Origin of the sequence: Staphylococcus sp. EG-SA-18 (genome assembly GCF_017151825.1) — a bacterium.
GTDB lineage: Bacteria > Bacillota > Bacilli > Staphylococcales > Staphylococcaceae > Staphylococcus > Staphylococcus aureus.
Genome location: NZ_JACYVY010000073.1, coordinates 49,724 through 62,972 on the forward strand (window position 1 = coordinate 49,724; position 13,249 = coordinate 62,972).

The window sequence follows — 13,249 nt, forward strand, 5'->3', positions numbered from 1 at the left end:
GGGGAGTATTCATGTCTAAAATTTTAAAATGTATCACGTTAGCCGTGGTAATGTTATTAATCGTAACTGCATGTGGCCCTAATCGTTCGAAAGAAGATATTGATAAAGCATTGAATAAAGATAATTCTAAAGACAAGCCTAACCAACTTACGATGTGGGTGGATGGCGACAAGCAAATGGCGTTTTATAAAAAAATTACGGATCAATATACTAAAAAAACTGGCATCAAAGTAAAGCTTGTAAATATTGGTCAAAATGATCAACTAGAAAATATTTCGCTAGACGCTCCTGCAGGAAAAGGTCCAGATATCTTTTTCTTAGCACATGATAATACTGGAAGTGCCTATCTACAAGGCTTAGCTGCTGAAATCAAATTATCAAAAGATGAGTTGAAAGGTTTCAATAAGCAAGCACTTAAAGCGATGAATTATGACAATAAGCAACTAGCATTGCCAGCTATCGTTGAAACAACCGCACTTTTTTATAATAAAAAATTAGTGAAAAATGCACCGCAAACGTTAGAAGAAGTTGAAGCTAATGCTGCCAAACTAACTGATAGTAAAAAGAAACAATACGGTATGTTATTTGATGCTAAAAATTTCTATTTTAATTATCCGTTTTTATTCGGCAATGATGATTATATTTTCAAGAAAAATGGCAGTGAATATGATATTCATCAGCTAGGACTAAATTCAAAACATGTCGTCAAGAATGCTGAACGATTACAAAAATGGTACGACAAAGGGTATCTTCCTAAGGCAGCAACACATGATGTCATGATTGGTCTTTTTAAAGAAGGAAAAGTAGGACAATTTGTCACTGGACCGTGGAACATTAATGAATATCAAGAAACGTTTGGTAAAGATTTAGGAGTAACAACATTACCTACAGATGGTGGCAAACCTATGAAACCATTTCTAGGTGTACGTGGTTGGTATTTATCTGAATATAGTAAACATAAGTATTGGGCTAAAGATTTAATGCTGTATATCACTAGTAAAGATACATTACAAAAATATACAGATGAAATGAGCGAAATTACTGGACGTGTTGACGTGAAATCATCTAATCCAAATTTAAAAGTGTTTGAAAAGCAAGCACGTCATGCTGAACCGATGCCTAATATTCCTGAAATGCGACAAGTTTGGGAACCGATGGGCAATGCAAGCATATTTATTTCAAATGGTAAGAATCCTAAACAAGCGTTAGATGAGGCGACGAATGATATAACGCAAAATATTAAGATTCTTCATCCATCACAAAATGATAAGAAAGGAGATTAGTTATGACGAAACGTAACCCTAAATTAGCGGCATTATTATCTGTTATACCTGGTTTGGGACAGTTTTATAATAAAAGACCCATTAAAGGGACGATATTTTTTATCTTTTTCATCAGTTTTATTTCTGTTTTTTATAGCTTTTTAAATATTGGTTTTTGGGGATTGTTCACATTAGGGACAGTACCTAAGTTAGACGATTCTCGTGTCTTACTTGCACAAGGTATTATTTCTATCTTACTCGTTGCTTTCGCAATCATGCTATATATCATTAATATTTTAGATGCATATCGTAATGCTGAACGATTTAATCGCAATGAGGAAATAAAGGATCCGAAGGCGCGTATGGTGGCAACATGGGACAAGACGTTCCCATACTTACTAATCTCACCAGGTACATTCTTATTGATATTTGTAGTTGTATTTCCATTAATATTTATGTTTGGAGTAGCATTTACAAATTACAATTTATACAACGCGCCTCCGAGACACACATTAGAATGGGTTGGTTTAGATAACTTTAAAACGTTATTCACAATTGGCGTTTGGCGTAAAACATTTTTCAGTGTTATTACTTGGACATTAGTATGGACGCTTGTTGCAACGACACTTCAAATTGCATTAGGGCTGTTTTTGGCAATTATTGTAAATCACCCTGTCGTCAAAGGTAAGAAATTTATCCGTACTGTGTTAATCCTACCTTGGGCTGTACCATCATTTGTGACAATTTTAATATTTGTAGCGTTATTTAATGATGAATTTGGTGCGATAAATAATGATATTTTGCAACCTTTATTAGGTGTAGCACCAGCATGGTTAAGTGATCCGTTTTGGGCAAAAGTGGCATTAATCGGCATTCAAGTATGGCTTGGATTCCCATTTGTCTTTGCACTGTTCACTGGAGTACTGCAAAGTATTTCATCAGATTGGTACGAAGCAGCAGATATGGATGGTGCGTCTAGTTGGCAAAAGTTTAGAAACATCACATTCCCGCATGTCATTTACGCCACAGCGCCATTGTTAATTATGCAATATGCAGGTAATTTCAATAATTTTAATCTTATTTATCTATTTAATAAAGGCGGTCCACCAGTGTCAGGGCAGAATGCTGGTAGTACAGATATCTTGATATCTTGGGTGTATAATCTGACATTTGAGTTTAACAACTTCAACATGGGTGCAGTTGTGTCATTAATTATTGGATTTATTGTTGCTATTGTCGCATTTATTCAATTCAGACGTACAAGTACGTTTAAAGATGAGGGAGGTTTATAAGATGACAAAGAAGAAAAACATATTAAAAGCAATCGGTATTTACAGTTTTATAGCGATGATGTTTGTCATCATTTTATATCCACTACTGTGGACATTTGGCATTTCCCTTAATCCAGGTACGAACTTGTATGGTGCCAAAATGATACCAGACAATGCAACATTTAAAAATTATGCATTCTTACTATTCGATGACAGTAGTCAATACCTGACTTGGTATAAAAATACGCTTATCGTAGCATCTGCAAATGCACTGTTTAGTGTGATATTTGTCACGTTAACAGCATATGCTTTTTCTAGATATCGCTTTGTTGGTCGTAAATACGGGCTGATTACATTTTTGATTTTACAAATGTTCCCTGTATTAATGGCAATGGTCGCAATCTATATTTTGCTAAATACAATTGGATTATTAGATTCTTTATTTGGACTAACACTGGTATATATTGGTGGATCAATACCGATGAATGCCTTTTTAGTGAAAGGTTACTTCGATACGATTCCAAAAGAACTTGATGAATCTGCCAAAATTGATGGTGCAGGGCATATGCGTATTTTCTTACAAATTATGCTTCCATTAGCTAAGCCGATTTTAGCAGTTGTTGCTTTGTTCAATTTTATGGGGCCATTTATGGACTTTATATTACCTAAAATACTATTAAGAAGTCCTGAAAAATTCACATTAGCAGTTGGATTGTTCAACTTTATTAATGATAAGTATGCAAATAATTTCACAGTGTTTGCAGCAGGGGCAATTATGATTGCAGTACCTATAGCAATCGTATTCTTGTTCTTGCAACGCTATTTAGTATCAGGTTTAACAACAGGTGCGACAAAAGGTTAGTTTGAAATTAGGAGTGGGGCAGAATTGATAAAGAACCACTAATGACGATAAAGATTAAAAGGAGGACGTTATGATGACGATTAAAGTTGGAATCATTGGGTGTGGTGGTATTGCGAATGGCAAGCACATGCCAAGTTTACAAAAAGTTGAAAATGTTGAAATGATCGCATTTTGTGACGTAGACATTTCGAAAGCAGCGAGTGCGGCAGAAGCATACGGAACTGACAATGCAAAGGTTTATGATGATTACAAAGCATTGTTAAAAGATGACACGATTGATGTTATCCATGTTTGTACGCCAAATGACTCGCATTGTGAAATTACTGTAGCAGGGTTGCATGCTGGTAAACATGTGATGTGTGAAAAACCAATGGCTAAAACGACAGCAGAAGCTCAAAAAATGATAGATACAGCTAAATCAACAGGTAAAAAATTAACAATAGGTTATCAAAATCGTTTCCGAGCAGATAGTCAATTTTTACATCAAGCAGCGCAACGTGGCGACTTAGGAGACATTTACTTCGGAAAGGCACATGCCATTCGTCGTCGAGCAGTACCAACATGGGGTGTCTTTCTAGACGAAGAAGCTCAAGGTGGAGGACCATTAATCGATATCGGTACACACGCTTTAGATTTAACGTTATGGATGATGGATAATTATGAACCAGAATCAGTGATGGGTTCAACATTCCATAAATTAAATAAACAGCATCATGCGGCAAACGCTTGGGGTTCATGGAATCCAGATGAATTTACAGTTGAAGATTCTGCGTTTGGATTTATTAAAATGAAGAATGGAGCGACGATCATGTTAGAATCCGCTTGGGCGATTAATTCTTTAGAAGTGGATGAGGCAAAATGTTCATTATCAGGAACTAAAGCAGGTGCTGATATGAAAGATGGTCTACGTATTCATGGTGAAGACATGGGTACACTTTATACCAAACACGTTGAATTGGAAAACAAAGGCGTCGACTTTTATGAAGGTAATGAAGTGGATGAAGCTGAAGAAGAAGCAAAAGCTTGGATTGATGCAGTTGTAAATGATACTGAACCAGTTGTGAAACCGGAACAAGCAATGGTAGTTACAAAAATTCTTGAAGCGATTTATCAGTCTGCAAAATCAGGCAAAGCAATTTACTTTGAATAACATCATACGGTAAGGAGGCACATCATGACAAAATTAAAAGTTGGTGTGATAGGTGTTGGTGGTATTGCACAAGACCGTCATATTCCAGCATTGCTGAAACTCAAAGACACAGTCTCATTAGTTGCAGTACAAGATATTAATACAGTGCAGATGATTGATGTTGCGAAGCGCTTTAATATACCTCATGCAGTTGAGACACCTAGCGAGCTGTTTAAACTTGTTGATGCGGTGGTCATTTGTACACCTAATAAATTCCATGCTGATCTTTCTATAGAAGCATTGAACCATGGTGTCCATGTATTGTGTGAAAAGCCAATGGCGATGACGACGGAAGAGTGTGATCGCATGATTGAAGCGGCTAATAAAAATCACAAATTATTAACTGTCGCATATCATTATCGTCACACAGATGTGGCAATTACTGCTAAAAAAGCAATTGAATCAGGTGTGGTTGGTAAACCTTTAGTAGCACGTGTACAAGCGATGCGTAGGCGTAAAGTGCCTGGCTGGGGTGTTTTTACCAATAAAGCGTTGCAAGGTGGCGGTAGTTTAATCGATTATGGTTGCCACTTGTTAGACTTATCTTTGTGGCTACTAGGTAAAGATATGGTGCCGCATGAAGTGCTAGGAAAAACATATAATCAATTGAGCAAACAACCGAATCAAATTAATGATTGGGGAACATTTGATCATACTAAATTTGATGTCGATGATCATGTTACTAGTTATATGACATTTGCCAATCGAGCAAGCATGCAGTTTGAATGTTCGTGGTCTGCAAATATCAAAGAAGATAAGGTTCACGTTAGTTTATCAGGAGAAGATGGCGGTATCAATTTATTTCCATTTGAAATATATGAGCCCCGCTTTGGAACTATTTTTGAAAGCAAAGCTAATGTTGAGCATAACGAAGACATTGCTGGTGAGAGACAGGCGCGTAACTTTGTCAATGCGTGTTTAGGGATAGAAGAGATTGTGGTGAAACCGGAAGAAGCACGCAATGTAAATGCCCTTATAGAAGCGATTTATCGTAGCGATCTTGATAACAAGAGCATACAACTTTAATGATTATCATATATGATACAAAATTCTCAATATAAAAAGAAGGAGTGCTTTTCAATGAAAATAGGTGTATTTTCAGTATTATTTTACGATAAAAATTTTGAAGATATGTTAGATTATGTCTCAGAATCTGGATTGGATATGATTGAAGTTGGAACAGGTGGTAACCCAGGAGATAAATTTTGTAAGTTAGATGAGTTGTTAGAAAATGAAGACAAGCGCCAAGCATTTATGAAGTCAATCACAGACAGAGGCTTACAAATAAGTGGTTTCAGTTGTCATAACAATCCAATTTCTCCAGATCCGATAGAAGCGAAAGAAGCCGATGAAACGTTACGTAAAACAATCCGTTTAGCAAATCTATTAGACGTGCCAGTTGTTAATACATTTTCTGGCATTGCAGGATCAGATGATACCGCTAAAAAGCCTAATTGGCCTGTTACACCTTGGCCAACAGCCTACTCTGAAATTTATGATTATCAGTGGAATGAAAAGTTGATACCATATTGGCAAGATTTAGCTGAGTTTGCAAAAGAGCAAGATGTAAAAATTGCCATAGAGTTGCATGCAGGATTTTTAGTGCATACACCATATACAATGTTGAAGTTACGTGAGGCTACAAATGAATATATCGGTGCTAACTTAGATCCTAGTCATCTATGGTGGCAAGGTATTGACCCAATTGCTGCGATTCGCATATTAGGCCAAGCAAATGCAATTCATCACTTCCATGCTAAAGATACGTATATTAATCAAGAAAATGTAAATATGTATGGTCTAACTGATATGCAACCATATGGTAACGTTGCGACAAGAGCATGGACATTCCGTACAGTTGGTTATGGACATAGTCCATATGTATGGGCAGATATCATAAGTCAACTTATTATTAATGGATATGATTATGTATTAAGTATTGAACATGAAGATCCTATTATGTCAGTAGAAGAAGGTTTCCAAAAAGCTTGTCAAACTTTGAAATCTGTTAATATTTACGACAAGCCAGCAGACATGTGGTGGGCATAATACGAACTCGAGGTTAGTCTGAAGTTTGTCTGAAGTAAGACTGGTGGCAGTGTTGAATAAATGCATATGTCGCCAAGCCATTGCCAAAAATTTCACACCTTAAATCATGTCATTGTTTGTAAAGAAGGTGTACTTTATATAAGTGTTTAGCGATGGTCATACCCATTCACAGTAACAATCCTCACCATTGAAAAGAGTATATAACCTTTTCGATAGTGAGGTATATGATAATAAAAAAAGCCTGTTGTCACAATGGTCATAGACACGACATACTTTAAAGGCTTCTGAATATAATATTTCAGAACGCACTTTAAAGATGGACGTCGATGTCGACTAATGTGATGACAGGCTTTCATCTTTTTAAATATTCATTAATTTCTCTTCTTGTTTAATACGTACATATAAGAAATACGCATACGGTACTAATAAAATAGTTGTATATGTTGCGTGTGTTAATAATAATACACCGATTAATTCAGGAATGATGTTTAAGAAGTAATTTGGGTGTTTTGTAATTTTATATAATCCAGATTTAATAATAGGATGGTTAGGTAAAATGAATAATTTTAATGTCCAAATACCACCTAAAGTTTTAATAACCATAAATAACATGATATAAGCAAAGATTAATATAACTAAGCCAATACCATTTGCAAAGCTAAATGTATCTTTATTAATAAATGCCTCTACACCAGCCAATACATAAATTAAAACGTGTGTTATTGCTAAAAACTTCGAATTTTTAACGCCATATTCAACTGCACCGTCTGCTTTTAATTGTTTTGAGTGATTAATAGATATCTTTAAGCTGACAAGTCTGATACAGAAAAAGATAAGTAATATAGATAGAATCATGATGTCCTCCGTCATTATGTCATATGTATAAGCGTTGATTTTGACAACATAAAGTATTTTATAGATAAAACTTGTCAAATACTATTAACTATTTATTAATTTTAGTACATAAATATGTTTCTAAGTATGTGTTTATGTTCAGTATTTTGGATAATTTAATAATTTTAAGGATATTAAGCGCTTACACCGACGTGATATATTTGGCTTAACGAAAATGATTGAGGTGACAGAGATGAACTTTTTTGATATCCATAAGATTCCGAACAAAGGCATTCCATTATCGGTACAACGTAAATTATGGCTTAGAAACTTCATGCAAGCTTTCTTTGTAGTGTTCTTTGTTTATATGGCTATGTATTTAATTCGAAACAACTTTAAGGCGGCCCAACCGTTTTTAAAAGAGGAAATTGGATTATCTACATTAGAACTTGGTTATATCGGATTAGCATTTAGTATCACGTACGGTTTAGGGAAAACATTACTTGGATATTTTGTCGATGGACGTAACACAAAACGTATTATCTCGTTCTTACTTATCTTATCTGCGATTACAGTTTTAATTATGGGATTTGTTTTAAGTTACTTTGGTTCTGTAATGGGATTATTAATTGTACTTTGGGGACTTAACGGGGTGTTCCAATCAGTTGGTGGACCTGCAAGTTATTCAACGATTTCAAGATGGGCGCCAAGAACGAAACGTGGCCGATACTTAGGATTTTGGAATACATCACATAATATCGGTGGTGCCATTGCAGGTGGTGTTGCACTTTGGGGTGCTAATGTATTCTTCCATGGAAATGTTATAGGGATGTTCATTTTCCCATCGGTGATTGCATTACTTATTGGTATCGCAACATTATTTATCGGAAAAGATGATCCAGAAGAATTAGGATGGAATCGTGCTGAAGAAATTTGGGAAGAGCCGGTCGATAAAGAAAATATTGATTCTCAAGGTATGACGAAATGGGAGATCTTTAAAAAATATATCCTGGGAAATCCTGTTATATGGATTCTATGTGTTTCAAACGTCTTTGTATACATTGTACGAATCGGTATTGATAACTGGGCACCGTTATATGTGTCAGAGCATTTACACTTTAGTAAAGGCGATGCAGTTAATACGATATTCTACTTTGAAATTGGTGCATTAGTTGCAAGTTTATTATGGGGCTACGTATCAGACTTATTAAAAGGTCGTCGTGCAATTGTAGCTATTGGCTGTATGTTTATGATTACATTTGTTGTCTTATTCTACACAAATGCTACAAGTGTCATGATGGTTAACATTTCATTGTTTGCATTAGGTGCGTTAATCTTTGGTCCGCAATTATTAATTGGTGTATCATTGACTGGTTTTGTTCCTAAAAATGCCATCAGTGTAGCAAACGGAATGACAGGTTCATTCGCGTATCTATTCGGTGACTCAATGGCGAAAGTTGGTTTGGCGGCTATTGCTGATCCAACACGTAACGGTTTAAACATCTTTGGATATACATTAAGTGGATGGACAGATGTTTTCATCGTCTTCTATGTTGCATTATTCCTAGGCATGATTCTATTAGGAATCGTTGCTTTCTATGAAGAAAAGAAAATTAGAAGTTTAAAAATTTAATATAAATCGGATTAAAAGTATCGCCAATCTATTGCAATATAGTTGGCAATCCTGCCCCGACGGCATGTGCGTGAAGAGATGAAAGATACTGCTTCTACCCTTGCAAATATATCATCTCTATGTCTCGGGGCAGATCATAATTCCCTGTTATGAAGTATCCTTATTTGCCCGACTTAGGGTGACTCAATGAATTTACTCCTTACAATAAAGACATATAGCGGTGTCAATATTGTAGGGAGTATTGTTTTATATTTAAACTCTCTAAAAAGCGGACTGAAAGAAAAGTGAAAACTTCTCTATCAGTCCGCTTTTTCATAGAACAAAATGTAGGCGCCATAATCATTAGTTATGTGCTAATCTATTTTGCTTGCTTACAATAATCACTTGGCGACATTTGTAAATATTTTTTAAAATGATAGCTAAACATTTTATACTCTGAAAAGCCTACTTTGTCTGCAATTTCATAGTGTTTGTAATGTCGATCTAACAATTGCAGAGATTGTAAAATACGATAGCGATTTAAATAATCGACAATTGTAATACCAACATGATCTTTAAATGTTCGCATCGCATACGATTCACTAACATCGATATGTTGAATTAAATCTGAAACAGTCACTTTCGTTTGATAAGATTGCTTAATTTGATCAACAATTTGATTTACATAATAATCATCGTATTCTACTTTTAATAATGGTTGGAAGGCATCATGACAAGATGCTAAGCTACGGCCGTTCTGTGATTGTTGCTCTAATAAGGTACGGACAAGTCTTCCTAAAATAACTTCTAATTGTGCATGGTCCACTGGTTTTAATAAATAATCAAGAACATGATGTTGAATACCGGCTTTCATATATTCAAAGTCATCGTAACTCGATAATATGATGACATTACAATCTAGATGCGCAATATCATTGAGTAAATCGACGCCATTTTTACGTGGCATACGAATATCAGTAATTACTAATTCTGGCTGATGTTGTTGAATTAGTGATAATGCTTCAACACCATCTTTAGCAGTGTATATTGTATTGAAATGATAGTCTCCCCAAGGAATGATTTGCTTTAAACCTTCTCGAATAATTCGTTCATCATCACAAATAACTACCTTAAACATCTACATTCCCCCTTGAAAGTGGTATTTTATAACAAATTAACGTACCTTGATTACGCTTTGAAAAAATATGGAGTCGTGCATGTGAACCATATTGAATCATTGCTTTATTGTGTAAATGATTTAATCCCAAATGCTTAGTATCAAATACATCATTATTAAGAGATTGGCGTACATATTGCAGGCGAGATGACGACATCCCAATACCATTGTCGCAAACTAAAACATGTAAATTCTGACGTGCCAATGTCAGGCGTATAGTAATATCCAATGACTCAGTATCTCTACCATGTTTAATAGCATTTTCTATGAGTGGTTGAAGCATCATTTTACCAATTGTCTGGTGACGCGCTTCTTCAGAACTTTCGATATGGAGCTTAATCATGTCATCAAAACGGATGTTTTGTATCGCAACATACTGTTCAATGTAGTTCAACTCTTCGTTTAATTCCACTGTATGTGAGTTTGTACGTAATGAGTAACGTAACATTTGCGATAATTGTTGGACCACAGTTTGTGCTAATTTCGGAGATAACGTAATTAAATATTGTATTGTTTGCATCGTATTGAATAGGAAATGAGGTTGGAATTGGCGTTCTATTTCCTTTAACTGAATATCACGCAAGCGACGTTCTGTATGCTCGATAGAATGGATCAGTTGCTCATTTGATTCAAATAAATCGTAAATATAATTATTAATTTCTTCTAGTTCACTGTTGTTTTTTAAAGGTGTATATGTACCTAGATGACGATTTTTGGCATAGTAAATTTTTTGAATAATCGTTTCGATATCTTTTGTTTGTCGTTTAGCCATATTATCTGCGCTAATGAAACCAAATATTACTAGTAAAACAAGAACTACGGCCATAACAATTAACAACGTGATACCATCTTCAATGTTTTCATGTATATCTTTATAAATAATGAGACGATGGTCAGCATGGTTTAATTTTACAGATTCATTCATAAATCCGAATTGTTGTGGTCTATACTTTTCACCTATAGTAAAACGGTCATCGTTGGCGTATAAAATATTGTCATATTGATCAACGATAAGTGCGAATTGTCGGCTATCTTTCTTAATTTCACTTAAACGTGGGGTGTTAGCCATATAAATTTTAAGCATATATGTACTATTTTTGAATTTAAGCTGATGCGTTGAAAATAAATACATATTTTTAGTGTTTAAATGTTCATAATTATTGGTTATAAACTGATTTGGTCCAGATAATTCATAATAAAGTGTTGCGGGCTGTTGGTGTATTAATTTTAATAATCCACGTTTTGTAGCGGTAACATCATGATGATTTGTTAAATCGAGCTCTTGAAACGAATTATTATGCTGTGTAATAAATGTCTGAATCTGCTTTTCAGTGTGATGTAAAGATGACTGACTTTCATCAACATGTTGATGAATCGTACGATGCTCAATCCAAATATAGATGGCATAGAAGCTTACTAGTCCAATAATAATGACTAAAAATACCGGAAAAATAGTAGACGCAAATAACGATCGTCTCAATTGATGTCTATAAGGTTTGTATGCCGTCATTGAATCATCTCCAAAAATTTATGATGTGGAATGTCCGGTAATTTAGATTTCGGTATTAAAGGTATGTTCTTAAGATTTTCGATAGACTGATCGCTTTGTTCACTAACATCCTTTCGAATTGACTTGGCATCGAACTCTGCAACTAATCGTTGTTGTACTGAGCGGCTTGTTAAATATTGCACTAACTTTTTACGCTTAGGATGAGGGTGTGCATTTTTAACTAAAGCAATACCATCAACATTTAACATTGTTCCTTCAATTGGATAAACGATTGATACAGGATAACCTTTGTTTTTCCATGTGCGTGCATCTTGTTCGTAGCTTAGACCTGCGTAATATTTACCTTTTGCAACATCTTCAATGACTTTAGACGTCTTTGACAGTTGCATCGCATGGTTTTGGAATTGATGCACATCACTTACTCGATGATGCATGCTATAAATAGCGCGCATATGTTGATAGCCTGTCGTTGTTGTATTTGGATTTGAGTACGCAATTTTACCTTTAAGTATAGGTTGTAATAAATCTTGATAACCTCGAATCTTAATATCTCCTTGTAAATCTGAATTCACTACTATAACTGTTGGCATTAATAGAAAACTAGTAACATATTTATTGTTCGAGCGATAATCCTCTAATTGCTGTGTTACAGATGTATCTTGATAGGGAACAAAATCTTCTGGATGATCAATTGTTTCTGATAACACACCACCCATAAAGACGTCACCACGCTCCGAAAAATCTTCGTTATGCAAGTTTGAAAGCAGTACTTGAGTAGATCCATGTTTGATTTCAATTTTGACATGCTCTTGTTTTTCAAATTCATTTAAAATTGGACGAATCAAGTTTGATTGATACGGAGAATAAACTGTTAATACATTTTTATCTGATTCAGAGTGACGCGTATTAGCGCATGCTGATAAAAAAATGAGAAATAATAGCAAGATATAAATTTTTGATTTCATGATATCCCATCAATTCTATGTATATTTTAATACAATAATTTTAGCAATAAATGACGCATAAGTAATGTTAAATATTTAGAAATGTTTAAAGATGACTTGTTAAGACGTTGCAAATGTTGTGATAGCACATAATTTTTGTTTGTCAAGATGACTTACCGAGGTTGTAAAATCAAACTGTTATATTTTATTTGTAGCTGTTATATAAAAATTGGCAAGATATTGAACGGTTCAAAAGTATATTTTTACGTCAATAAAAGTATTTAATCCAGTCTCTTCATATATAAAAGTAAATCTTTCTAAGTGTTGATTTAACGCTTATCAACAATCATTTTTTATAAACAAATATATACTCCTAAATTAACTTTTAAAGCAATGAAAATAGTGAACATTATAACTGTTGTGTAACAGAATGCAATTAGCATATTACTGTTACACAAATTAGTACAGTTTCTATGTTTTGACATACATTTGATGAAAATTGTACATAATTTATGTGAAAAAAATCACAACAAACATGC

11 protein-coding genes are annotated in these 13,249 nt (G+C 34.5%); 7 read left to right on the forward strand and 4 right to left on the reverse strand.

Going from position 1 to position 13,249, the window contains the following annotated elements; translation table 11 throughout:
• Positions 1–11: 11 nt before the first annotated feature.
• The 6 genes from IDG66_RS12810 (at position 12) to IDG66_RS12835 (ending at position 6,633) form a co-directional block, all read left to right on the forward strand.
• The gene (locus tag IDG66_RS12810; RefSeq protein WP_000034961.1) at positions 12–1,283 is read left to right on the forward strand and encodes a maltodextrin ABC transporter substrate-binding protein; all 1,272 of its coding nucleotides are present in this window, start codon (positions 12–14) and stop codon (positions 1,281–1,283) included.
• Positions 1,284–1,285: 2 nt separating this feature from the next.
• The gene (locus IDG66_RS12815; protein WP_000166888.1) at positions 1,286–2,554 is read left to right on the forward strand and encodes a sugar ABC transporter permease; all 1,269 of its coding nucleotides are present in this window, start codon (positions 1,286–1,288) and stop codon (positions 2,552–2,554) included.
• 1 nt (position 2,555) lies between these two features.
• The gene (locus IDG66_RS12820; RefSeq protein WP_000162661.1) at positions 2,556–3,395 is read left to right on the forward strand and encodes a sugar ABC transporter permease; all 840 of its coding nucleotides are present in this window, start codon (positions 2,556–2,558) and stop codon (positions 3,393–3,395) included.
• A 73-nt stretch (positions 3,396–3,468) separates the two neighbouring features.
• Positions 3,469–4,545 (forward strand): Gfo/Idh/MocA family protein, encoded by a 1,077-nt coding sequence (locus IDG66_RS12825; RefSeq protein WP_000153469.1) that lies wholly within the window; start codon positions 3,469–3,471, stop codon positions 4,543–4,545.
• A gap of 24 nt (positions 4,546–4,569) precedes the next feature.
• The gene (locus IDG66_RS12830; protein WP_000163809.1) at positions 4,570–5,610 is read left to right on the forward strand and encodes a Gfo/Idh/MocA family protein; all 1,041 of its coding nucleotides are present in this window, start codon (positions 4,570–4,572) and stop codon (positions 5,608–5,610) included.
• A 54-nt stretch (positions 5,611–5,664) separates the two neighbouring features.
• Positions 5,665–6,633, forward strand: coding sequence for a sugar phosphate isomerase/epimerase family protein (locus IDG66_RS12835; protein ID WP_000690419.1), 969 nt, complete (start codon positions 5,665–5,667; stop codon positions 6,631–6,633).
• Between the two features lie 360 nt (positions 6,634–6,993).
• Here IDG66_RS12835 and IDG66_RS12840 read toward each other — a convergent pair whose 3' ends face one another.
• Positions 6,994–7,488, reverse strand: a complete 495-nt coding sequence (locus IDG66_RS12840; protein WP_000603755.1) for an isoprenylcysteine carboxyl methyltransferase family protein — start codon at positions 7,486–7,488, stop codon at positions 6,994–6,996.
• Positions 7,489–7,720: 232 nt separating this feature from the next.
• On the opposite strand from IDG66_RS12840, the gene uhpT reads away from it, so the two are divergent.
• Positions 7,721–9,100: a hexose-6-phosphate:phosphate antiporter gene (uhpT, locus tag IDG66_RS12845; protein ID WP_001008722.1), complete on the forward strand. Its 1,380-nt coding sequence runs from the start codon at positions 7,721–7,723 to the stop codon at positions 9,098–9,100.
• 358 nt (positions 9,101–9,458) lie between these two features.
• Here uhpT and IDG66_RS12850 read toward each other — a convergent pair whose 3' ends face one another.
• The 3 genes from IDG66_RS12850 to IDG66_RS12860 are packed head-to-tail and all read right to left on the reverse strand — an operon-like array spanning position 9,459 to position 12,731.
• Entirely contained in the window at positions 9,459–10,217 is a 759-nt protein-coding gene (locus IDG66_RS12850; protein ID WP_000477521.1) for a response regulator transcription factor, read from the reverse strand.
• Entirely contained in the window at positions 10,210–11,766 is a 1,557-nt protein-coding gene (locus IDG66_RS12855) for a sensor histidine kinase (protein ID WP_000127997.1), read from the reverse strand. Before IDG66_RS12855 ends, IDG66_RS12850 begins: the two co-directional genes overlap by 8 nt.
• Positions 11,763–12,731, reverse strand: a complete 969-nt coding sequence (locus IDG66_RS12860) for an ABC transporter substrate-binding protein (RefSeq protein ID WP_000837105.1) — start codon at positions 12,729–12,731, stop codon at positions 11,763–11,765. Before IDG66_RS12860 ends, IDG66_RS12855 begins: the two co-directional genes overlap by 4 nt.
• Between the last annotated feature and the right edge of the window lie 518 nt (positions 12,732–13,249).